Source organism: Massilia sp. Soil_C_3, assembly GCF_057657035.1.
The window spans coordinates 164,121-183,958 of sequence record NZ_JBDGJG010000005.1 but is presented as its reverse complement, the minus strand read 5'-3'; the positions used below and the strand labels follow the sequence as shown (position 1 = coordinate 183,958).

Genomic DNA, 19,838 nt, shown 5'->3' with positions numbered 1-19,838 from the left:
CGGTCACTAGCTCAGTCACTACGCAGGCTCAACTTGCTGCCGGCGATCAGCGGGACGCCAGGCGTGTCGTCTGCCGCGCGCGCGTCGCCGACCGCGTTGTCGTAATCGATCACATCGGCCCCAGTGATGGCGTCGCGGTGCGTGATCTGCACGTGAATGCGGCCGGCGTCGGCGCTTGCCGCGTCGCGGACCACGCTCAGGACGAAGCGGTGGCCATGCAGGCCATTCAGCACCCCGCTGCCTTCATAGCGCACGCCTGCCGGATCGTGGGCCAGGGCGTCGTAGCCGCCGCTGTCGAATTCGATGCCTGGCGCGCTGAAGCGGATCGCGGCCTTGCCGCCACCGTCCGAGGCGCCGCCCGCGGAGCGGAAAGAGAAGCGGGCGATGCCGGGGGCGTGGGACGCGAGCCGCGACGCGCCGCGTGGCGACAAGAAGCGGCCGTCGCCGGCGAGCACGATGCCGGACTCGCTCACGACAACCGTCGACTGCGTCACGCTGCGCTCGCCCCCGCTGTCGCTCACCGTCAGGCGGACCTTGTACACGCCCGGCGTGCGGTACGTATGTTGTCCGCTCACGCCGCCGCGGCCCCGCACCGAGGCGACATTGCCGGCGCCGGTGGTGCCGTCGCCCCAGGACCAGCTTGCCGTGTGGGCGTCGCGCAGATCGCTGTCCCTGAACCCTGCCGCGAACGTCAGCAGGGCGCCGGGCCGTGCCGCGCCGACGGTCTTGATGGTCCCGATTACCGGCGCCGCCTTGGCGCATGTGCCCGGCACCAGCAGCACCAGGGCCCCGGTGGTGGTGCTGGCGACGATTGAACCGTTATCCGAAATGGCGTGAGCCTCGTCCAGTTCAAACCCGTCCGGCGCGTCCCTGAGACGGGTATTCAGGTCGACCAGGCCCGCAGCACGGGTCCAGACGAAGGCGCGGGAGTTGAACCGGCCCACGACCTGGCCGTGCTTGTTGATGTCGCGACCGGTCGACTGGTCGGTGCCTGGGTTTCCAAGCAGGAGCGTACCGCTTTTCGGGGTCCACACGAACCCGACCACGTTGCCCGGGCCGGTTGCGGTCTCTCCGACCACCATGTCCTTGTCGTTCATTTTTACGGCCCAGGAGTCGCCAGGCACCCGCAGATCGATCGCGCCTTTGCGGGGCGTCCAGAAGAATGAGGAACGTGAACTGGATGGATTGGGCGCAAACAGGCCGTGGCCGACGATGTGCCCGGCCGCGTTGATGTCGGTAGCACTTGACCACGGGAACTGGTTCGAAAGAAGAGGCTGTGGTACCGGCGCCAGCGTCCAACGTGCTGGAACAGAATAGCTCCAGCCCATTGTTGGCGCCGCATCGCTGAGGCCGACCACGACGCCGGCATCGTTCATCGCGGTCACGTTGGAGTAGGCGTTCAGCGAACCCAGATCGCGCATACCGAGACCGGGAATCCAGCGAAAGGCGCGTTCCTCGGTGTCCAGGGAATGCCGCGCATTGCCCGCGACCATGCCCAGGTTGTTGATCGCAATTCCTTCCGAGGCGAGCAGGCCGGGGGGGCTCAAGTTGACCATCCCGCTCCACGCGCTCCAGCGGTAGGCATGGTATCCGTTACCCATTGGCGCCAGGAAGGACAGGCCGGTCACTTGTCCGAGATCGTTCAGCGCGACAGCGGTGGTGTAGATAGTGTTACTGTCGCCGACCAGCGAACCGAGCCTGCGTACCTGGACGCCATCGTACATCCTGGCGTTGTGGACGAAAAGCGCGACGTACTCGCTGAACGCCACCTGGCCCTTGGCATTGACGTCGACGTTGGGAGAGGCGTCCGGGGCCAGCGGGACGATCCGATAGAGAACGTTGGGCGGAGGGGGAAGGGGACCGGCGTTTAGCGCCGTCGAGATCGACAGGCACAGGACCGCGACCGGATAGCGCAGCCGCGCGTGGCTGGGGCGGCGGCGAATGGACTGGGCGGCATAGGTGTTCGCTTGCATTTGTTCCTCCTGATCAGTTTGATGCGGCAGGTCAAGATGCATTTGGGAAGAGGTGCTAGACGGGACGTACGCGATCAGCTTAGGCTCTCTGACGAGACTGCCTCTGGCCGATATCAATCGGCGTGCTGGTGGCGCGAGCCTGGTGCAGAGACCGATGATGTAAGTAGGAGGTCGCGCCGAATGCGGATTTCTCAGCGCAAGAAGCCGACATGGATGAACGGAGAAGTCGCGGTACCGACCGCTGCTCGAGGAATGAATCTAACTCGACATTAGCACATATATTGTCGAGTTAATGCTGGATAGGGTCATCACGCTTGTCTTCCGCTTCCGGCGCGGGTAGAGTCCCCGACACATCGAAAACCGGCCACATCCGATGAAAATCGCGCATATCTCTGCAGGAGCAACGTCACACTGTAATGATGACCATGTGGCCGTCTTCGATCATGCCGGCGTCACCGACATCCTGGTGATCGATGGCGGCACTTCGGTGGCCGAGCGCGACTATCTCGATCCTGTTCATGGCGACGTGGCCTGGTTCGTGCACGCGTTCACGGAAGCGCTGGAACAGGAACTGGCGCCCGGGCGCGGCCAGCAGGAATGCGTACATGCCGCGATCGGCGTGGTCCACGCCAGCTTCGAGCGGATGGCTGAACATAGCGCGATGCCGCTGCATGCATGGCCGATCGCGGCGATGACCTGGCTGCGCGTCAATGGGCAGGACGGCGCCAGGCACGCGGTGTTATACAGCCTCGGCGACTGCACGAGTCTGCTGCACACGGCGACCGGCGGCTGCATCGATCTCGATCCGTTCGTGAATCCGCAGGACGCCGTACTGCAGGCCGAGATCGCGACACTGCGCGCAGAAGGCGTCAACGATCCGGAGCAACGGCGCGAACGCATGCTGCCGATGCTGCGTGCGCGACGCGCGTTCCAGAATACCCAGCCGGCGCCGACCGTCCTGTGCCTGCGTCCGAACGGTGCATTCCAGGCGCGCGTGCGAAGCGTCGACCTGGAGCCGGGAGCAAGCCTGCTGATCATGACCGACGGCTTTTACCGGCGGGTCGATCCTTATGGCCGGTATACGAATGGCGCGCTGATGGCGGCTTGTCTCGAACGGGGATTGCCGGCGATGCTGGACGAGCTGCGGACGTATGAAGCGGTCGCCGGCGGAACGGGGGCACGCGCGGTCAAGGCGGCGGACGATGCGTCGGCGGCGATCTGGACCGGGTAGGCAGATAGCGGTCTTCAGGCTGTCTGGGCATGGGCATTGGAGCGGGTGCCCCGACTTTTGATTGATCGCAGTCCTGGTAGTCGGAAAGCGTATTTGACATAATATAGATTATGCGAAGGAATGGTACTTTCTAGGGTGTTGCAATTTAAGCGCTTATAACGTTGAAGATTTGCAACATCGTCTATGCAAATGGTATGGTTGCGTGTTGCGTAGGAATTAAAATAACATTAGATCTTTTTCCAGCTTCACAATCAGAACACGCCTCCAAATCTCCATGGGCCGCTTCTAGTCGACGAGAAAGGTCTACCGCGTTATTGGGCAACTATCTGGTCGACTTTCATGAGCAGACAGCTTGCCGAATCTACGCACATCAAGAAGCTTCGCTTCATTGAAGACCTTTATCGACATGCAGATCAGTCTTACGGCCCGGCTGCACTCGATGACGCGTTGGGCTCTTCCGATGACGACTTGCTCGCGTCGATCCTCGAGTCCTGGTTCGTCGCGCTCCGCAATCGACCTATGAACACTGAGGCCGATCAAAAACGATGGGATGCCGGACTTACATTCGTCACCTCGGTTCTGGGATGGATCTCCAAGAGCGATGCGAACCCGCAGCGACAAAGCATCGAAGTCAGATTGCATCGCCTTTCGACGCTTTACTGGCAGTTCCACGTACACCGTCTTAGATCCGCCGAAACAATACGGTCACTTCCCGCAAGTACCGTTGAAGCCCTGTATCAGATGGTTGATCCTGAGTCCGAGCTCAACCCGTTCCACCGGGAGCGGACGCGATGGCGGATATATATTGCGTTTCTCTTGATGCTTCATCAAGGGCTGCGCCGCGGCGAGGTTCTTCTGCTTCCAGCAGATACGGTTAAAAGTGGGTTCGACCGAAAGACCAACAGAGACCGACTTTGGCTGAACGTACAAGAGAATCCTTATGAGGACGCTGCAAAGGACCCGCGTTATTCCAGGCCGGGCATCAAGACAGCAGCATCATACCGTCAGATCCCGATCAGCGAGGCTATTGCTGGGGTTATAGATACGTACGTGCAAAATTTTCGAGGGCGCCCGAAGCACTCATTTTTGCTAAACTCCCAGTCAGACATGCCGTTATCAACTGAAGCAATCACGAAGGCGTTCGCACAAATCTCAAGCAAGCTGCCCAAGCCTGTGCTGACGGAACTTAAGAACCGGACTGGTAAGCACTCTTCGACTCCTCACGACCTACGGCATACCTGTGCGGTTATGCGACTTCATCAACTTCTGGCAAAGCGTGATCCGATGGATGAGGCGCTTCAAAAACTGCGCACACTCTTTGGATGGTCAAAAACCTCCTCTATGCCTTCATATTATGCACGCGCCGTATTTGAAGACAGGCTTGCGACGGTATGGAATAGCGCGTTTGATGACCGCGTAGCACTGTTGCGCGCACTACCTAAGGAACGATAAATGAGCGAGCGCGCAACGCGACAACAACACGAATTATTCGCCGACTATTCAGCAGATCGAGAAATTTTACGCGAACTGTGCCAGTTGTTGCCTGCCCTCCCCTCAGTACTCCGTTACTATGACCAGTTTGACGACGCAGTCCGATCAATTAGAAATCCTGCTGGTCTAACAGTATTTGAGATTTCCGCTTTCGGAAAGAAATTCTCTGTCGACTTTGCTAGACTGGGTGAAGAAAGTTCCGTTATATTTAAGCATGTTTTTTCATACATCCTGGCGCAAGATTTAGCAATCATATCTGCCGTGGGCTACTTGTCAGCCGCACAGCATCTTAAGTCCGCCGATGTAGCTGCGCTGGTTGAAGCTGGGCCGACCAAAATCGGGCCAGTCTGGAAAGCTTTACGTGCACTAGAACTGCCGTCTGGCACCTATATTTGCGCGAAATATGTGCTGCAATTGCTGTGCGCTCTGCGTCTTTGCGGCTGGTCTGGCGAATATCAGATGTATTTAAAGAACGCCCTGCCCCTGCCTGTAAAGGACAAATACGCGGGAGTCCGCTCTGGCGACGTCTTCTTATCTGTAGATGAGGAAGCTATGCTTGTTCGTCACTTAGACGATACAGTCGCAAAGCTTGCAGCGTTTGGTGAAGCGAGTGTCAGTCACGACGAAATTGTCGACACCGCGATGCTGTTATGTTCATACCAATTCGGTATGCGTCGAAGTCAAATAGCGATGCTCACTCTCGGGAATGTGAGAATTTGGTCGGAGGACGATGATATGACGAATTCCGTTCACTTAACGTTCCACATGGCCAAACAACGCAGCGACAACAAACGAAAATCGTTGCTGCGACGGGTGAAGGTTGAATGGACTCCGCTGTTTGTCTATATAAAATTCAAACTTGAGGCCATTACAGCCGATGCAAGTGCCAAGTTCTTTTCTGCCCAGTCCACGGATGAAGTTGGAAGAAGGATCTCTGCACTCGTGCGTAAACTCCTGGAATCGGATGAGCGTGGAACGCTGCTAGTGGGAGTCAAACCCCGACAAGTAGCCTCGAACCTTTGGCCCCTTATTCTAACAACATTGAACCAGCGGGCTGCCGAAATTGTCCAACCCACCGGTAATCGAAGCACTAGGCCGCGTAACAGCACTGCATTACAAGAATGCTATTTAGCGGATGCAGCATTGCTTGGGATCGTAGTCTTATTTTCGGTAGTTTTTTACTTCTGTTGACTGACGCCCTTGGCGAAGCCCGGGTTCTTTCGGTGTCAACGACCACAAAACCGTAGCGCGCGATACGAGCAGCGATGCCCTGACTGCGAAGCCAAGCTCGATGGGCTCTCGAAGCGTACGCGCGGTCAGCATGCAACTTACCTGTACTTCTGCGAGCACGGCTGGATAGCCCTGTCACTGCCGGGATCGACTCTGCCGACGGGATAAGGAAACGCGACTCCTGTACTTGGGCGCCCGAGATCTGAGCTACCAGTGGAAGCCTACGCCCATCGACCAGCAAATGGTGTTTGCTTCCGAGTTTGCCGCGATCGGTTGTGTATCGGCCTGTGTGCTCGCCCCGGCAGGCGCCGGGATCCTGGTTCAACCACCATCGCTTCCTGGAAGCGCTCGGCTATATACTGCCGGCAGAAGCTGAGGCAAACTATTACAAGCAGTTGAGCAGTCAGGCTATCCGGGCCTGACTCACACTAACCTGCCTCCGCGAAAGCCGTGGCGATTCATTCCTTCTCTGCCAGAATGTGGTTAGCAGTTTCGAGCTCCCACCCGGACTGCCAACTCGCCAACTCATCGTCGGTCATTGCGGCCAGCTCCGTAGCCAGAACTCCATTTCGCGCACGAGAGAAGCCGGCTCTGAATGCGAGGTCTTCTTGTTCGTTCTGACTCATCATGACTTTTCCGGTCTATTTGAACTGGTCGAGGCTGTTAGGCGCGTTCGCGACTTTCACTATTTCGAGTGCCAGGTTGGACAGCAGTCCGTCCGCGCTATCGACCGGGACACCGAGCATATCGGCGGGGACGAACTGCGCGCGGCTAAACTGCTGCGCTTGATTTTGCGCTCGCCCAGGCTTGTCTTGCACGACACTGTAGCTGTGCCTGCGCATCGTGCGCAGCGCATGCGTGAGCGCGCTTACCTGCGCAGCATTTACGTCATCGTTCGTGTTCTGGTTTTGCTCCGTATTAGCTCCCTTCCTTCTTTTATATGTCGAAACTGGCCTCAGCATTCATTCGGAGTGCTTACGTGCCGACCAGGCCAGTTGTAAAGGTCGCGCTCAACAATCTCATGAACTGCCTCGACACGATCTCGCAACCCATCAATGAAGTCCATATCGGACTTAGCTACGTTCTCGTCGATCATCCTATAACGATGAAGAACTCCATTTCTGCTAGACCTAGTTTTGACCTTAACGTGCCGGTTTGCACGCAGCCCGATCCAGTCTGCGTGGGCATAGCCGTTGCGAATTGTCGCCGCCTCGAAAAGTGCTTTCTCAAGGTCTATCAGCTCGTCCGTGGGTAAGCAGGATTGACCAGTCGCTATTGCTTGCCCATAAAGCTGGACCAAGGCTTTCACTTTCGCTTGATAGCCCATCTCAGCTAGAAATACGTCCAGTCGCTCGTCCTGGTAGGGGTCTCTGAGCATGAGTTCCCGCAGATGCTGCTCTATCTGGCCTTCCAGAGAGTTGAAAAAGATAACAACCCACCCGATTTGTGTTGCCATGGCAGAAAGGTATTCACCTAATTCTTCGTCGGTGTCTACATGTTCCGGATGGGAGTCATAGTCCCCCTGATAAATCTCTTTATTCATCTGGCTGCGCTTTTCCTATCCATCCGTGTTCGTATTTTTCCACTCTTTCGCTTTACTGCTAATCGAGTAAAGCGCGATATTCAAGGCAAAAACTGCCATCGCCGAAAGCTGGCCGATATACCAAACTACTTTGCCGTCCTCAAAAACCTTTTTAGCTTCCCCTACCTTTGCGGAATCGATAAAACTTTGGATCGACTGGAACAGATAGAGCTGCCCGACAAATGCACCCGCTGCGCCAAGAAATAGCGCGATATATATAGATACTTCAGTGCGGGTGCTACGAACGCATCGTAGGAACGCGGCTCTGCGTAGGCAGCTCCAATGAGCGTAACAGCCGTCGCGGCCCCGCCCCCAATGATCCACTGCCAATCAAGATCCATTTTGCAATCAGTAATCTCTAGAGTTTCGGTTTCGTTACTGAACGGCGTATTCTTCTGACGTGGTGAACTACTCTGGCCTTGTCGGTTGGCAGGCCTGCTTGGGCTGAGTAGGGCAAAAGTGGATTTCGTAGTGCATAAATCCTTTGAGCTTGGTACGGCACTTCACGTATTCTAGACCGTTCGTCGCCTCCGACTCGCAGTAGGATTCTGAGAGTGGCGCACTGGACCCATCGAAAAACGTGTAACGCGCATACAAATTCGAGTGTGCAATTTCACTAGGCGGCGACTTGTACTCGGAACATGCAGCACAGAACCCAATGGAAACGGCAAGTACAGCGATCTTCAATTTATCCATGTTTTCCTCGAAGTCTCAGTGGTTCAGCAAGCGCCATATCCAAGATGCACCTCCCCAGCCAATCAATGGCCAGGCAGCACATTTTGCGAGATGAAGAGCTACCTCAAGTAGACCGCCATGAGTGGCGATATCTTCGAAATTTCGTGCGCGTCGATTCTGTTGGACCGAATCCAAGATTGTAGCTGTGTTCCTACCTTCCATGCGAGCTTCTAATGCCTGTAACGCAACGATGTTTTCATTGTGATAGGTATCGCGTGCGCTTGCTGCTTCCATCGCGTGAAGGTCGATTAGGCCAGCTATCAGGACGACCGCGAATGCAAGGAAAACCTTCATTGTCACATCAAGCTCGCTTGCGAACAGGCCCATGAACGCAATGCCACCAATAAGTAGGTCAAAAGCCAGCCAGTACCGTCCGAGTGCTTTCTTCAAAATCCTGTCCTTTTCCGTTCTCAAATCCAACCCAGTGCCTTAGCCATCCCTGCGCCGGCGACCGCCAGGACAATAATTCCAAATGGCCGCTGGAACCAAGGAAGTTCTTTACCTGCGCTTAGCTCTCGAATCAGGTATCTAACGACCTTAGCCGACCAGTGCGGATGCCGTGCCGGTAGTCCCAAGTATTCGTTGAGATTCACTTGCCGTTCGTCCTCGCCCCACCAGGTACTCATCCAGGCACGCACACGCTTCATATCGTCGTTCCTTGTCAGTCCAACTGCGTCACCAGGGCGCGGGCCGGAACGTCCATCCGCTTGCCAGCACTCGCGCCCTCCGTGCGCTCGACTTCCCACATCGCCAGATCGCGATACGGCGGCGCCGGCGCAATCGCGCGAACCGCGCTTCCTGATTTCGTGAAGAAGTAGTCCTTCCCTGCTTCGATGGGCATAGCGCATTTTCCTATTCTTCAGCCTGTCGACGAGCTGCGAGCTGGCGAACCAATACCGTATTCGCGACCTTCACGATAAAAATCGCGTAGGTAATTGTCAACAGGGTTATGGACTTTCAACTGACCGGGATACGAAGGATCTGCAGGTGCAAAGTAAAGCCAGTAGGTGCCAACTAATGCACCTGCAAGCGTTCCAAACGCGTCCCACAATATTCCAGCAAACTTACTCATGCTTTTCCTTGGCCTTACGAATTAGCGAGCGTACGGAACCACGCGATCGTGCACATGCCGGCATGACTCGCATTTCACATACTCCCGACCATCCATTCGAGTCGGCTGGTAGACAAACTTTTGTGGGTGCTTGCCGTTGCTGTAGTCTTTGACCGTTTCGTCGGCACCGCACAAGGTGCACTTGATATACATGTCGCCGCAATCATGACGGACGAATACATGGCCGACGTGGAAGCCCTTCGCGGCCGCCGCGCGCGCGGCTTCTTCGATAGCTTTCTGATCCATATTTTTTCCCCTAACGTTGTTTGTTCTTGCCGGCCGCCTTGAACTTGGGCATATCCAGTGAACCAAGACCTCCGGCCATGCACTTCGCGTAGACAGTCGCTCGCGCATGCTGTGCACTCGGGCGGACTGTATAGACCCAGTTAACGACAGCCGTATCCCGTTCATCAAGCACCTTCTGCTGCGCTTTTGGGCGTTTGGAGTCGGACATCGCAGGATCGAGCATGCCCGCCAATACTAGTTCTTCTGACTGACCAAGGTGCATCAGGTTTGCCGCTGACTGGGCGAACTTTCCAATGCCAAGGCATAGTTCTTCCGTCTGAGCGTATGCAGCTGGGGATAGCTGAGCGAGCGACAGAACGAAGATGGATTTTAGAAGCCGTATATCCAATTTTTGTGATCTCTTCTCGGCTCCGGCCGGCTCGGGGCGCCTTCTCGGCACCAGGTCGTTTTCCTCAGACTTACGGCGTAACCAGAAGCATGTCCGCGTACTCAGGACCGAATTGCACAACAGTTCCGAGGGGGCCGTCCATATAATTGAAAAGCCGCTGCCCTTGTTCCAATGACCACCATGCGTCCACCACAACAACGTCGTGCGGAGCGACCGTGTTTTTCACCCGAACTTTAGTTCGTTCATCGAGTCGATCACGCAATGAACGAAGGGCCGTTTTGGCTGCGCCGTCTAGTTCCAATACGTATGCTGTTTCCATGTTTTCTCCTTTACCTGCGCTTGCCACTCTCATATGAGCCAGGGAGTACCGGGGAGCCTTTCTCGCTCACCTTGCCACGTCGTATCGCGATCAGCTTTTTATAGACTGCGAAACGGTACTCTGGCTCAACTGCCAGGAGCTTACCACTGAGCCCGCTAGGCCTTTTCGGCCGCTTTTTCGACATGGCCTTTTCCGCTGGTTAGGCCAGAAGGTGCGAGATCAGCGTGAAGCCGTTGGCGGTGCGAGCCGGGTTGAACTGGTCGTAGCGGCCGGGCGGCGTGTACTCCAGCTGCTCGCCGGCCGCTGGCAGACGCTCGATGCCGCGATCTTCGATGCAGGTCTGCGCTTCCGCGCGGGTCAGCTGTTGGGTGTTGTTCTGGACTGGCATCATGCTCACCTTAGCTCGGCATCCGGCCGGGTCGGGGCGCCGCGTCGGCACCTGGTTGTTTTCCTTGGCTACTTGCGCATCAGTCGGATAATACCGCCGACTACCATGATCGCAGGCAGGACAAGCCACAGCCAGAAGTTCGGGACCGATGGTCCGGAGAAGGCCCACCCGCCAACGGCCAGCAGCAAGCCGCAGACAACGAAGATTTTTGCTTGGAGACGTGTCATGTCATTTTTCCTTAATCGTCACAAACCAGAATAGTGACGTCCATATCGCCAGTTTTTTCGCGCACCAGGTCGATCGCCTTTAGCATCCAGCAAGCCATAGACTTCACCAGTGGCCTGGTCAGCGACCTTGTACTTCCCTTCGTTGGTTTTTTCTACAGTAGCAGTAATCATCGAGTTCCCCATAAACGGTTTATACTTTTTTTTCGTGCTGGCCAAGCACCGCTCCCGACGCTTTCGACGCCAACGCCAGCTCACGGCTGGCATCGGTCTTGATTAGCCTTTTTACTGCCGTTCTGGAGAAGTTAGTCTTGCCTCCGCTTTTTCATCTGAGCGTCGAATTGTTCATTCAACGCACCTGCAACGGAGGCAGCATGGATATGCTCGTTGACATGCATATCGAGATTGCAGTCAGTAGTGTTGTCACGGCAAATTCCGTATTTATCCCAAGAGACTTCCTTCGTCCCGTTTGCCGTTTTCAACGTACCGACGAGGCAGTCCGAGGATGTAGGGGACAACGCATCGATCGTCGCGTCGAGACCTCCAACCGTTTTCGTAATGACTTGCTTGATAGGGATTTCAATCATCATGTTCCATTTTCTCCATTTGATGTCGGCGGCCGGCCGGCACGGGGCGCTCTTGCGCCTGGTTTTCCTTGACCAGCTGCTTACTTACACTCGGCCACCATATGGCGGCGGACCATAGGGCCGTACGCAGTGGGCGTGCTGCTATCGTTGCGGTCGATGATCCCGTACTTGCCGCCGCAGGCCTTGGTCGCAGCCTGATAACAGGTCGACCAGTCATCAGCCTACCCATCGCATGTTACGACGAAGCCCTTTTTGCCTTCGGGAGTAGTAATCGACTTCACGCCGGCCGCGCATCCAGCCAAACTCAGGAACACCCAACTGATAATCAGTTTTCTCATTGTTTTTCTATGATTGCATTTGCTGACTGCCGGCCAGCTGTCGGGCGCACGCGGCGCTTTTCCGTACTCTTAAACAGAGTCGTTGGCGAGTCGGCGAGCCGACTCGACTAACTTGTTGACCAGGGCTTCCAGGCGCGTTATCGCGTTGAAGTCGGACGAAATAGACTCGGCAGATTCAGACACGGCTAAGTGGACGAAGCGATATCGCTCTTGATCGCCTGACCACTCTCTATGGCCATTTTCAGCCGCGTGCGCAGTAAGTGTCATCAAATAGGCAATGTTCATGCGTGCATCAGCTAACTCTTGCTGCACTTCTGCGGGTTTCTTCTTGTTCTCATCCAATCCGCTCCACGCTAACTTCTCAGCTGTCTCGCGCAGGCGACACGTATCGAAGGCACGCTGTTTAAACCAGCTAGCGATGAGATCAGGTCGACCGCCTTCGAGAATCCATTTTGCAGATGCATCATTCGACATTTTGTTCCTAACCTGTTTTTCTGTTATCGGACGCGGCGCAGCGTGTACATCGGATTGGTCACTGTGTTCCGGTCCACGATTGTGAACGCGATCGCTGAGCCCTTCATCATCCCATCCTTGTAGGTCACCTTAACCACGCTCCCATTCGTGGCGTAGTCGACCTGTTCGATCACACCCATCGCCTCGGATTCCCCAGGGCGGAACGTGATGGTCATCGGTGCTAAACCGTCAGCCTTCCATGTTCCTTCAAGTGCCCCAGGCGAACGATTGCATCCCGCGAGTGTGGCTACCATTAGCAGCGCGGCGAAAGTTTGGTTTCTCATCTTTTCCTAAGTCGTTAGTAGGAACCCCAGTCCGAATAGTCCTTCGGGCTGGATGCGGCACATTCCTTCGCGGTCTTAAAGTAACCGTCCCATTCTTCCTGCGTGCACTCCATCTCGTCTCCACAGCTAAGAAGTACGAAACTAGTGAACAATGCTCCTCGTATTGCACTACAGAACTCCGCAGACTGCCGCCATGGTGGATCTGGAAGGTTGGCCGGATGATCGTGAGGCCAAACCTGATAAAGCTCAGTGCCAGTCCGACTTCGTTTTCGTCTCAGCGTAATCGCCATGTTTTCCGGGGTCTTATAAAGTCGGCTCGACGTCGTTGCTGGGAAGCTTACGTACTGCGTGTTCCACTAAGTCCCCTATGTTGGCAGTGCGTGCATCCGCAACCTCTTGCTTGTGTGCCTTTGCAACGAAGTTCAGCCGATCAGCGAACAAAGAGTTGTTCACTCCCAGTTCGTGCCCGCGGCGGAAATAGTCACGCGCAGAATTGAACGTGACCCTCCACTCCGAGCTTGGACGCCCTGCCCAGTGGTGGAGTGAGCGCAGCTGGTCAAGCGTCATGCCGATCGATTCGAGATAGGCAATATCTTCAAGAAGTTGATCGTTTTTTTTCATGAGTTTTCCTTTACTTGCCGAGCACGCTTGCGGCGTGCCGGCGAATGCGGCCAGCAGCCCGCTCTGGCGTGTCTCCGACGTCGCTCCAGACCTGATGCCACCAGGCGATGATGTCGGCTGCTGCTGAGGTCGTCGGCGCCGCGATCACGGCTTCCAGTTCAGCCTGCACTCTCGCCCACCAGGCCGCGCCTTCGCCGGCACCGGCCGTCTTGTCGATCGCGCGCTGGTAGATCAGCATGGCTTGGTCGAGCGTGAGTTGCATCGCATCCTTTTCCACTCTGCTACAGGCGTGCCTTGCGCTTAAACTCGTCTTTTAGCTCAGCTAGGAGGCTCTTAGCCTTCGGCATTAAAGTCTCGATGACCATTTCTGGACGTCCTGAACGCTCCAACCGCGCAATGTCACGCTCAACCCTTTGAATTGAAGCCTTTAGATGGTCAAGCCCCATATCGCATATGTAGTGAAGCTCACCGCCCCCATCTTTCCATAGTCCATAAGGAACGTCGTCCGGGTACCCTAGGTAATACATCGGGTTTCGGATTTCGACCGCAATAAGTTCTTCAATTTCGTGAGGCAGGTTGTCCATAATCTATTTCTCTGTTATCAGCCAACCACGTAAGCCAACGCTTGCTGCACGCGGTCGAAGATGGCCGGATCGTGCCGATTCTGTGTCTTCTTGAACGCCTTCGCAGCTTTCATCGCCTCCGCCCTGGTCAAAACAAACTTGGCTTGCGTCTGATGCTTGTCCGCGATACTGATGGTGACTTCGAAATTGCCATCGACATGTTCCACCAGTATTTGCGGGAAGCCGCTAAACCGAAAGAGATTGATCCTTAGATCGTGTACTGCGCATAAAGCAACAGCGCCGGCAATCTCGCAAGCGGAGACGCCTTCCATCGAAAAAATCTTACTATCGTTTTCCATGTCTTCTCCAAATTCGTTGTGCCATACGATGGCCTTTCAATACCCTGCTTCCGGCGCGGCATGCGTGCTGCTTGGCGTTTTCCGTTCACTCAGCCTTGGCTGCGTCACGCAAGAGAGCCTGAGCCCCTTTGCTGTTGAAAGGGTACGGACCGACAAGATAGACTGCGTCCGGGATATACAGCTGGACGTGGCCATCCGGGCAGACCTCGGTGATCGCACGCATCCCTTCGACGATCACATCGCCGTCGATCAAGTCAGCGCCGGATGCGGAAAGGTGCTCAACACCGACCTCCTTCACCAGGAATGTACCCTCCTGACCCTCGTAGACCTTCCGTGCAAAACCGGCCACTTCCAGTTCGTCAATTCTCATCGCGCTTTTCCGATCAGTCCACGCCTAGGGCGCACACGCCTGCGGGCCAATACCGCAGTCTGCCTCCATCCTTTCCGTCGAGCTCGAGGGCAACCACATCACCACCGTACTCCAAATGTCGCCCCCAACAGCTAGCAGGGTGGCGACCGCTGTCACGCGGCGCCGCTTCGACCCACGCACAATGCTGCCGATCCCATACTCTGCTAGCCTGCAGGGATTGGGACGACTGGCTTGAACACTCCCGTCGCAGTCATATTCCGTCGCAGCTCGAAACGCGTAAACGCTTCCACCGGATCCACCTGGTCGAGGGCGGCGAAGCTAATCCCGGACCATTGCCCGCGGTCGATGCGCGCCGAATAGAGGTATTCGTCGCTCACCATGCCAGTGGCTTTATCGGCCCGCTGCGAGTAACCCGAAACCACAACGGTATGGACGGTCGGTAGGGCCGCGAAAGCCTCGCCGACGACCCGAAACCCGAGCGAGTGGATGTGCGTCTGGTATAGGCGCCGGGTTGCCACCTCGCCGACGTCGCGCAGCGCTAGTTCCCAGCTGCGGGCCGGCAACGAGGCGCGCTTCGTTGGCATATCTTCCACCTCCGGCAAGTCTACATCCAGAAACAGCACGCGCCCATTGGGGCTCACGTCGATGGCGATAAGCGTCTCTTTGGGCCAGACGATCTCACCGAGCCGCTGTTCCAGCAGCTGCTGCATCGGTTCTGGGTTGCCGGCGATCGCACTGCTGAACAGGATCCGCTTCTCGACTCGCCAGCCGTCATGTGCGGACTTTTCTTTTTCGAACTGAGAGAGCTGAGCTTCGTACTCTGCACGGCGACGACTGTTTTCGGCGTCGACAGCTTGGCGCCGGCCAGGGATGAGGCGTTCCGCAAACCCAACTACTGCTTTTTCCGGCTCCGGCGGCGGAGCCTGAGCGAAAGCCGGCGGGACGAACGCGATAGGGGCCGCGGGATCAGGCGTGTCCCAATGCAGCTGGCCTAACGCAGTGATATTGGCGTTCATCTCGCCGCACTTCGTCTCAAGCATCTGTCGAATCTTGTCGCCCTGCTGCCGTCGAGCCTCGGCGATGATCTGTGCTGGTACTTCGTTGCCGGCCTGGTCGAGGTAGCGCATTTCGCCTTCGTCGCTCAGATCCAACGTCAATTTCATTGTTACCATTGGCGCCGCCGCGCGGGATGGCGTCGCCCCACCTGGGCGGTCAAGTCTCGTGCGCGACGACAAGCCAGTGCCTGGCAGGCTCGCGTTTAGGTATGTTCCCCTCTTCCCGATACTGACCGAGGCGCCGCGCGGACCGAGGTTCCACGACATACCGCTGGAGCTAACATTCATCCGCACGCCAGGTGCAAGCTTGAACGACTTTCGAAAACGCAATGCCATTTGCCCTCCGGGCTAACTCTATCGAGTCGATTTGAAGCCACGCCGCACACGCAGATGGGCCGGCCCAGCTAGTGAGGCGCTTAGCGCTTCCCCCAGAAGGCGTTGAACGCTTCGCCTACGTTTTCCTTGATGCCTTATGGCTTCCGGCTGCAAACAAAGTTCACCAGGTCGGACTTGCTCGATCCGAAAAGAACCTCGGTCCACTTTCCAGGGGCACCCGCAAGCTTGTCCGGTCCGTCTTCGCTGTAGCCCATATCGCGATACTGCATTGACTTGCAGTTGATCTCAGTTTTCGAGTAACCAGTCTCGTTGACGCCAACACGTTTATGCAGCGTGGTGGTGATGCCGCCTTTGGTCTTCGTGTCCAGCAGGTAGTACTTGCCTTTGTCGACCATGGTGCGGGGAATCTGCACTTCTGTAGCTGAGATACTGGAAGCCGATGCTACGATCATCAGGCTGGTGGCCAAAACTTTGCGCATCTTGGTCTCTTTCTTTGGTTGATGAAACACGTGGTCACTTTTCCGGTATTACTCTAAATCCGGGCCAGGGTAGCCAGACGAGCACCTTACACTCCACACCCCTCCTTTGAGAGTGAGGTCGAACGTACTACGCAGCGGCTTCACCACCACACCTTTCCCGATGTAGTGGCGAGTCAGAGAGCCGGTCGGGTGTCCGCACGGATTCTTCAGAGTGATCGAAATGTCATCACGCACATCGAAACCGTTGCGCTCGGCCTTTGCACGGTCGTTAGAAAAAACCGGCGCTTTCGTCAGATAGCTGCGAAGCTCCTTTTCGAGTTGGTCTTCAGTTGTCATTTCTAACCTCTTTCAGCTTCGTCGCCATGTTCGTTTTCCTAGGTGATAGCCCTGTCGAGCCGGCGATGGATTAGGGACGCCATCGACAGCAGATCCTCGGCGTCATCCTTAGACATATTCCAGTGAATACGGGCTTCGTGCGCGGTCGTATTCCTGAACATTCCGGCGACTCCTCGTAGCAAGTTTGCGAACCCTTTTTGCTCGCTTCGTTCGCTGTCGGTCGACAGTGGATTGATACGAACGAGAGGACGTTCTCCCGCAAGTGCCTTGTCAATGAGCGCCGCACCATCTTCATTAAGTCCGCTTTTCAATCGTAGTTTGTCCATGACACTCTTTACGGTCTCCAGAACTGCATGAAAGTAGTTGTTTACTAGAAGCTCTTCTCTACAGAATTTTAGGACGTCAGTGTGCACGCCTCGTTTCACCAGGTCGGTGCGGAGCTCTTCAGCACGGACCTTTGCCTCCGAAATTGTGCGCGCTTGCGTTACCTCTTGGAGCAAGCCACTATGATCAATTGCCAACCCAGCGAACAATAGAGCTTGGTTGAGGCGGACACGCATGGGCTCGAAGCGACCAGGGTTGGACATGTATCGTTCAGGCTTCATCGACTTCCGGATGAACGCGAGTACATGCAGCCTATCCTGTCTGCTATTTTGGTCAACAGCGAAAGCATTGTAGAGCCGGGTGCGTTTGGTCGCACTCGGATCGACGTCCGTGATACGGCTCGCGCTGAGCAGAAATCCGATTTCTGACCCTGTTAGGCCGCTTAAGGTATCACCGAGTGCCGCAGCAATTGCTTCCAGCTGTGTTTCGGTAAAGACCAGAGAACTCATATGTTTCCGGGATATGTTGATGGACTAGTCGAGGCGACGATACTCAGCCTGACCGTTCGTTAGATGTCCGCTGGATTTATCGACTGCCAACGTCGAAACACCCATGCCAGTCTGCACTTGCAGCGTGCCGTCCTTGAGTGTGGCTGGAATATTTTTGGTTTCCATCTTGCCGTCAAAGAAGCTCGGACCGGTGTTGCGGATCATGTAGCCGTCTCCATTTTTCACGATCTCGATCGTGCGCTTGTCACTTTTTACGTTGACCCACTTGCCTAGGAAGTCTTTGCCACCATCGTTGCCACATCCAGATAACAAGGCCAACATGGCCGCGCCACAAATCAAATTTCTCATCGCAATCCTTTTCACATATTGCCTGCGGCCGGCAGGCTTTCGGGCGCACGACTCGATTTTCCGCTTTGGTCAGATCAGGCCGTTTCGCTTAGCATCGCACGGACATAGGTGCGACGCTCGGATACATTCACTCATACAGCGGCGTAATTGGCGTGTCGGACAGGCCGTTGTTTTCGAACTCCTCACCGGCGCCGTTTCGGCTTTTCCACCAGCCAGGGTGGTCGCCATCGGCAGCACGGCGCTTGTGAAAGTCGTATGAAACCTTCGCCGCACGCAACGCTATGCGAAGGTTGGGGAAATCATCGCTGCTACTGTCGTGTAACCTCACAAAATTACCGTGCTTTTCGGTACTAATGACGTCCGGGTTGGGAGCGTTGTCGGCCTGCATCGCTGCAGCGATGGCAGGAACGTTCACTGCGTTGGCGCTAAATTTAATCACTCGGTCTACCAATTTCTTTCTCCCTTTTCGTTTCGCACTATGCGGACTGTTCCGCTACCGCGGCACTTTTGTCTCGGCATTGGTGCTGCTGTGATTCCGTCGTTGAGCCGGCGCAATGCCAACTCTCTCAATGCCTAAGCCGCGTCGAGCGCGGCAGGGCAACATAGTAGGCAAAGACACAGGCTAGAAGTCTCTCCAAACATCACATTAGGGAGTCAACTAACCCTCCGGTTCTAAACCCAACCGAGCCACTTGGCTAGTCCAGCAGCGAGGACACCACCAACAATGCCCAGCAACAAACTTGCGGCGTTCTTGGATAGGTCCAGCAGACCATTTGAAGAGCCAGTCCCGCCGCGCAGAAAGGTGCGGGTGACGTCGGCTCCGATCTCTGCGATGTCGTCTGGCTCGTAACCTTAACCGGGACTCATGATGAACAGACCACCCGTGCGATTCATCTCTACGATGTCCGCCAAGCTATCGCGATTGACGTGCGCCCTTGCCTCAGCTTCCTTCACCGGAGTTTCGATAATTCGAACCTTCCGAAGTTCTGCAGGAGACAGGACCGATGTCCCCACAAAGAACAAATACCCGCGTATGTAGGGTACGACGAACTGCATGCGCAGCTCTTTCGCCGTTAGGTCAGAGAACAGCACTGGTGCGGCTTCTAAAGTCACCTATCGAGACATGCCGCCCACACAGGCGGCATTTTCAGACTCCAAGGCACGACGGTCGACGCATTCAGATGCTCCTGGCTAGCAAACTTCCCCGATCCTGTCACGCAGATGCGGGGGAATGAAAGCCGACAGCTTCACCTGATTAAACTCCCGCAGCAAGGCGCCTGCCGCCTGCGCCATCGCCACCTCGAGCGCACCGTTGATCGCCTGCTCATGAGCACAGCCTGGATGATCGACATTCGCACCGATGGCGAAAATGACCGGCTCTTCGAGTGCCTGGTAGATGTCCAGCACCGTGATACTGTCCGGATCCACCGCCAGCACCCAGCCGCCATTGCGACCAGCCGTCGACCGCACATAACCCGCATCGCGCAAGCCACCCATCATGCGGCGAACCAGGACAGGATTGGTGTCGAGCACGACGGCCAGCTCCTCCGAGCTCGTCGTACCTTTGCGTCCATGTATGTGAACCAGCGCGTGCAGCATCCGCGCCAGCCGAAAATCAGCTCTCATTGAATGTCCTCCTGGCACAAGGATACCGCAACTCCGAAAGTATCGGAATAGCCACTTTAATTGCCACTGCAGGAGTTCTGATTCCTGGGTGTACCTCTCAATACCCTTCCCCGCCAAGCGCACCGATCGTCGACCACCACACCCTTGGTGGCTATTGGCTGTAGTGATATTTCATCCGTAGTCAGTGGCTTCGGGTGTATTTCGTTGGTTTGCATTAAGCGTTGGTTAGTTACGTTTTAATGCAAAAGCTGAGCATGCCAGCGTACTCAACA

31 protein-coding genes and 1 pseudogene are annotated in these 19,838 nt (G+C 56.0%); 3 read left to right on the top strand and 29 right to left on the bottom strand.

What is annotated here, in order from left to right; genetic code table 11:
- Positions 1-11: 11 nt before the first annotated feature.
- Positions 12-1,973, bottom strand: coding sequence for a PKD domain-containing protein (locus AC3A6F_RS11450; protein WP_487680753.1), 1,962 nt, complete (start codon positions 1,971-1,973; stop codon positions 12-14).
- Positions 1,974-2,400: 427 nt separating this feature from the next.
- On the opposite strand from AC3A6F_RS11450, the gene AC3A6F_RS11445 reads away from it, so the two are divergent.
- From AC3A6F_RS11445 to AC3A6F_RS11435, 3 genes are all read left to right on the top strand, one after another.
- Positions 2,401-3,204, top strand: coding sequence for a hypothetical protein (locus tag AC3A6F_RS11445; RefSeq protein ID WP_487680752.1), 804 nt, complete (start codon positions 2,401-2,403; stop codon positions 3,202-3,204).
- 339 nt (positions 3,205-3,543) lie between these two features.
- On the top strand, positions 3,544-4,656 hold the full coding sequence (locus AC3A6F_RS11440) for a tyrosine-type recombinase/integrase (protein WP_487680750.1): 1,113 nt from the start codon (positions 3,544-3,546) through the stop codon (positions 4,654-4,656).
- Positions 4,657-5,886 carry a hypothetical protein gene (locus tag AC3A6F_RS11435; protein ID WP_487680748.1) on the top strand — a complete coding sequence of 410 codons (1,230 nt, stop codon included), beginning with the start codon at positions 4,657-4,659 and terminating at the stop codon, positions 5,884-5,886.
- Here AC3A6F_RS11435 and AC3A6F_RS11430 read toward each other — a convergent pair.
- From AC3A6F_RS11430 to AC3A6F_RS11295, 28 genes and pseudogenes are all read right to left on the bottom strand, one after another.
- Positions 5,786-6,250 (bottom strand): transposase, encoded by a 465-nt coding sequence (locus AC3A6F_RS11430; protein WP_487680746.1) that lies wholly within the window; start codon positions 6,248-6,250, stop codon positions 5,786-5,788. The genes AC3A6F_RS11435 and AC3A6F_RS11430 overlap by 101 nt on opposite strands.
- A gap of 133 nt (positions 6,251-6,383) precedes the next feature.
- Entirely contained in the window at positions 6,384-6,554 is a 171-nt protein-coding gene (locus tag AC3A6F_RS11425; protein WP_487680744.1) for a hypothetical protein, read from the bottom strand.
- Positions 6,555-6,880: 326 nt separating this feature from the next.
- Positions 6,881-7,468: a hypothetical protein gene (locus AC3A6F_RS11420; protein ID WP_487680743.1), complete on the bottom strand. Its 588-nt coding sequence runs from the start codon at positions 7,466-7,468 to the stop codon at positions 6,881-6,883.
- A gap of 750 nt (positions 7,469-8,218) precedes the next feature.
- Positions 8,219-8,632, bottom strand: coding sequence for a hypothetical protein (locus AC3A6F_RS11415; RefSeq protein ID WP_487680741.1), 414 nt, complete (start codon positions 8,630-8,632; stop codon positions 8,219-8,221).
- A 271-nt stretch (positions 8,633-8,903) separates the two neighbouring features.
- Positions 8,904-9,083, bottom strand: coding sequence for a hypothetical protein (locus AC3A6F_RS11410; RefSeq protein WP_487680739.1), 180 nt, complete (start codon positions 9,081-9,083; stop codon positions 8,904-8,906).
- Positions 9,084-9,101: 18 nt separating this feature from the next.
- A complete protein-coding gene (locus tag AC3A6F_RS11405; RefSeq protein WP_487680737.1) occupies positions 9,102-9,314 on the bottom strand; it encodes a hypothetical protein in 213 nt (70 codons plus the stop codon).
- A gap of 21 nt (positions 9,315-9,335) precedes the next feature.
- Complete coding sequence (locus AC3A6F_RS11400; protein ID WP_487680735.1) at positions 9,336-9,599, bottom strand: hypothetical protein; 264 nt, start codon at positions 9,597-9,599, stop codon at positions 9,336-9,338.
- Positions 9,600-9,609: 10 nt separating this feature from the next.
- Positions 9,610-9,861: a hypothetical protein gene (locus tag AC3A6F_RS11395; RefSeq protein ID WP_487680733.1), complete on the bottom strand. Its 252-nt coding sequence runs from the start codon at positions 9,859-9,861 to the stop codon at positions 9,610-9,612.
- A gap of 196 nt (positions 9,862-10,057) precedes the next feature.
- Positions 10,058-10,306 carry a hypothetical protein gene (locus AC3A6F_RS11390; protein WP_487680731.1) on the bottom strand — a complete coding sequence of 83 codons (249 nt, stop codon included), beginning with the start codon at positions 10,304-10,306 and terminating at the stop codon, positions 10,058-10,060.
- Between the two features lie 199 nt (positions 10,307-10,505).
- On the bottom strand, positions 10,506-10,697 hold the full coding sequence (locus AC3A6F_RS11385) for a hypothetical protein (RefSeq protein ID WP_487680729.1): 192 nt from the start codon (positions 10,695-10,697) through the stop codon (positions 10,506-10,508).
- A gap of 65 nt (positions 10,698-10,762) precedes the next feature.
- Complete coding sequence (locus tag AC3A6F_RS11380; RefSeq protein WP_487680727.1) at positions 10,763-10,921, bottom strand: hypothetical protein; 159 nt, start codon at positions 10,919-10,921, stop codon at positions 10,763-10,765.
- 18 nt (positions 10,922-10,939) lie between these two features.
- On the bottom strand, positions 10,940-11,137 hold the full coding sequence (locus AC3A6F_RS11375) for a hypothetical protein (RefSeq protein ID WP_487680725.1): 198 nt from the start codon (positions 11,135-11,137) through the stop codon (positions 10,940-10,942).
- 86 nt (positions 11,138-11,223) lie between these two features.
- On the bottom strand, positions 11,224-11,508 hold the full coding sequence (locus AC3A6F_RS11370) for a hypothetical protein (protein ID WP_487680723.1): 285 nt from the start codon (positions 11,506-11,508) through the stop codon (positions 11,224-11,226).
- Between the two features lie 404 nt (positions 11,509-11,912).
- Positions 11,913-12,317: a hypothetical protein gene (locus tag AC3A6F_RS11365; protein WP_487680721.1), complete on the bottom strand. Its 405-nt coding sequence runs from the start codon at positions 12,315-12,317 to the stop codon at positions 11,913-11,915.
- Positions 12,318-12,340: 23 nt separating this feature from the next.
- Positions 12,341-12,532: a hypothetical protein gene (locus AC3A6F_RS11360; RefSeq protein WP_487680719.1), complete on the bottom strand. Its 192-nt coding sequence runs from the start codon at positions 12,530-12,532 to the stop codon at positions 12,341-12,343.
- A gap of 411 nt (positions 12,533-12,943) precedes the next feature.
- Positions 12,944-13,261 (bottom strand): hypothetical protein, encoded by a 318-nt coding sequence (locus tag AC3A6F_RS11355; protein ID WP_487680717.1) that lies wholly within the window; start codon positions 13,259-13,261, stop codon positions 12,944-12,946.
- A gap of 10 nt (positions 13,262-13,271) precedes the next feature.
- A complete protein-coding gene (locus tag AC3A6F_RS11350; protein WP_487680715.1) occupies positions 13,272-13,523 on the bottom strand; it encodes a hypothetical protein in 252 nt (83 codons plus the stop codon).
- A gap of 19 nt (positions 13,524-13,542) precedes the next feature.
- Positions 13,543-13,845 (bottom strand): hypothetical protein, encoded by a 303-nt coding sequence (locus tag AC3A6F_RS11345; protein ID WP_487680713.1) that lies wholly within the window; start codon positions 13,843-13,845, stop codon positions 13,543-13,545.
- 17 nt (positions 13,846-13,862) lie between these two features.
- Positions 13,863-14,183 (bottom strand): hypothetical protein, encoded by a 321-nt coding sequence (locus AC3A6F_RS11340; RefSeq protein WP_487680711.1) that lies wholly within the window; start codon positions 14,181-14,183, stop codon positions 13,863-13,865.
- Between the two features lie 85 nt (positions 14,184-14,268).
- Positions 14,269-14,553: a hypothetical protein gene (locus AC3A6F_RS11335; RefSeq protein WP_487680709.1), complete on the bottom strand. Its 285-nt coding sequence runs from the start codon at positions 14,551-14,553 to the stop codon at positions 14,269-14,271.
- A 203-nt stretch (positions 14,554-14,756) separates the two neighbouring features.
- The gene (locus AC3A6F_RS11330; protein ID WP_487681307.1) at positions 14,757-15,704 is read right to left on the bottom strand and encodes a hypothetical protein; all 948 of its coding nucleotides are present in this window, start codon (positions 15,702-15,704) and stop codon (positions 14,757-14,759) included.
- Between the two features lie 84 nt (positions 15,705-15,788).
- Positions 15,789-15,944: pseudogene (locus tag AC3A6F_RS11325) on the bottom strand (DUF4236 domain-containing protein); the annotation flags it as partial.
- A gap of 134 nt (positions 15,945-16,078) precedes the next feature.
- Complete coding sequence (locus AC3A6F_RS11320; protein WP_487680708.1) at positions 16,079-16,423, bottom strand: hypothetical protein; 345 nt, start codon at positions 16,421-16,423, stop codon at positions 16,079-16,081.
- A gap of 48 nt (positions 16,424-16,471) precedes the next feature.
- Positions 16,472-16,759 carry a hypothetical protein gene (locus AC3A6F_RS11315; protein ID WP_487680706.1) on the bottom strand — a complete coding sequence of 96 codons (288 nt, stop codon included), beginning with the start codon at positions 16,757-16,759 and terminating at the stop codon, positions 16,472-16,474.
- Positions 16,760-16,797: 38 nt separating this feature from the next.
- The gene (locus AC3A6F_RS11310) at positions 16,798-17,592 is read right to left on the bottom strand and encodes a TIGR02391 family protein (RefSeq protein WP_487680704.1); all 795 of its coding nucleotides are present in this window, start codon (positions 17,590-17,592) and stop codon (positions 16,798-16,800) included.
- Between the two features lie 24 nt (positions 17,593-17,616).
- Complete coding sequence (locus AC3A6F_RS11305; RefSeq protein WP_487680702.1) at positions 17,617-17,940, bottom strand: DUF3876 domain-containing protein; 324 nt, start codon at positions 17,938-17,940, stop codon at positions 17,617-17,619.
- A 127-nt stretch (positions 17,941-18,067) separates the two neighbouring features.
- The gene (locus tag AC3A6F_RS11300; RefSeq protein WP_487680700.1) at positions 18,068-18,379 is read right to left on the bottom strand and encodes a hypothetical protein; all 312 of its coding nucleotides are present in this window, start codon (positions 18,377-18,379) and stop codon (positions 18,068-18,070) included.
- A gap of 752 nt (positions 18,380-19,131) precedes the next feature.
- The gene (locus AC3A6F_RS11295; protein ID WP_487680698.1) at positions 19,132-19,566 is read right to left on the bottom strand and encodes an Rrf2 family transcriptional regulator; all 435 of its coding nucleotides are present in this window, start codon (positions 19,564-19,566) and stop codon (positions 19,132-19,134) included.
- Positions 19,567-19,838 lie beyond the last annotated feature (272 nt).

Bases quoted from the DNA above. Each gene is read 5' to 3' on its own strand.
- AC3A6F_RS11450 (WP_487680753.1), bottom strand. From the start codon at position 1,973: ATGCAAGCGAACACCTATGCCGCCCAGTCCATTCGCCGCCGCCCCAGC.
- AC3A6F_RS11440 (WP_487680750.1), top strand. From the start codon at position 3,544: ATGAGCAGACAGCTTGCCGAATCTACGCACATCAAGAAGCTTCGCTTC.
- AC3A6F_RS11435 (WP_487680748.1), top strand. From the start codon at position 4,657: ATGAGCGAGCGCGCAACGCGACAACAACACGAATTATTCGCCGACTAT.
- AC3A6F_RS11425 (WP_487680744.1), bottom strand. From the start codon at position 6,554: ATGATGAGTCAGAACGAACAAGAAGACCTCGCATTCAGAGCCGGCTTC.
- AC3A6F_RS11420 (WP_487680743.1), bottom strand. From the start codon at position 7,468: ATGAATAAAGAGATTTATCAGGGGGACTATGACTCCCATCCGGAACAT.
- AC3A6F_RS11410 (WP_487680739.1), bottom strand. From the start codon at position 9,083: ATGCCCATCGAAGCAGGGAAGGACTACTTCTTCACGAAATCAGGAAGC.
- AC3A6F_RS11405 (WP_487680737.1), bottom strand. From the start codon at position 9,314: ATGAGTAAGTTTGCTGGAATATTGTGGGACGCGTTTGGAACGCTTGCA.
- AC3A6F_RS11400 (WP_487680735.1), bottom strand. From the start codon at position 9,599: ATGGATCAGAAAGCTATCGAAGAAGCCGCGCGCGCGGCGGCCGCGAAG.
- AC3A6F_RS11395 (WP_487680733.1), bottom strand. From the start codon at position 9,861: ATGCACCTTGGTCAGTCAGAAGAACTAGTATTGGCGGGCATGCTCGAT.
- AC3A6F_RS11390 (WP_487680731.1), bottom strand. From the start codon at position 10,306: ATGGAAACAGCATACGTATTGGAACTAGACGGCGCAGCCAAAACGGCC.
- AC3A6F_RS11385 (WP_487680729.1), bottom strand. From the start codon at position 10,697: ATGATGCCAGTCCAGAACAACACCCAACAGCTGACCCGCGCGGAAGCG.
- AC3A6F_RS11380 (WP_487680727.1), bottom strand. From the start codon at position 10,921: ATGACACGTCTCCAAGCAAAAATCTTCGTTGTCTGCGGCTTGCTGCTG.
- AC3A6F_RS11370 (WP_487680723.1), bottom strand. From the start codon at position 11,508: ATGATGATTGAAATCCCTATCAAGCAAGTCATTACGAAAACGGTTGGA.
- AC3A6F_RS11365 (WP_487680721.1), bottom strand. From the start codon at position 12,317: ATGTCGAATGATGCATCTGCAAAATGGATTCTCGAAGGCGGTCGACCT.
- AC3A6F_RS11360 (WP_487680719.1), bottom strand. From the start codon at position 12,532: ATGACCATCACGTTCCGCCCTGGGGAATCCGAGGCGATGGGTGTGATC.
- AC3A6F_RS11355 (WP_487680717.1), bottom strand. From the start codon at position 13,261: ATGAAAAAAAACGATCAACTTCTTGAAGATATTGCCTATCTCGAATCG.
- AC3A6F_RS11350 (WP_487680715.1), bottom strand. From the start codon at position 13,523: ATGCAACTCACGCTCGACCAAGCCATGCTGATCTACCAGCGCGCGATC.
- AC3A6F_RS11345 (WP_487680713.1), bottom strand. From the start codon at position 13,845: ATGGACAACCTGCCTCACGAAATTGAAGAACTTATTGCGGTCGAAATC.
- AC3A6F_RS11340 (WP_487680711.1), bottom strand. From the start codon at position 14,183: ATGGAAAACGATAGTAAGATTTTTTCGATGGAAGGCGTCTCCGCTTGC.
- AC3A6F_RS11335 (WP_487680709.1), bottom strand. From the start codon at position 14,553: ATGAGAATTGACGAACTGGAAGTGGCCGGTTTTGCACGGAAGGTCTAC.
- AC3A6F_RS11320 (WP_487680708.1), bottom strand. From the start codon at position 16,423: ATGCGCAAAGTTTTGGCCACCAGCCTGATGATCGTAGCATCGGCTTCC.
- AC3A6F_RS11315 (WP_487680706.1), bottom strand. From the start codon at position 16,759: ATGACAACTGAAGACCAACTCGAAAAGGAGCTTCGCAGCTATCTGACG.
- AC3A6F_RS11310 (WP_487680704.1), bottom strand. From the start codon at position 17,592: ATGAGTTCTCTGGTCTTTACCGAAACACAGCTGGAAGCAATTGCTGCG.
- AC3A6F_RS11305 (WP_487680702.1), bottom strand. From the start codon at position 17,940: ATGAGAAATTTGATTTGTGGCGCGGCCATGTTGGCCTTGTTATCTGGA.
- AC3A6F_RS11295 (WP_487680698.1), bottom strand. From the start codon at position 19,566: ATGAGAGCTGATTTTCGGCTGGCGCGGATGCTGCACGCGCTGGTTCAC.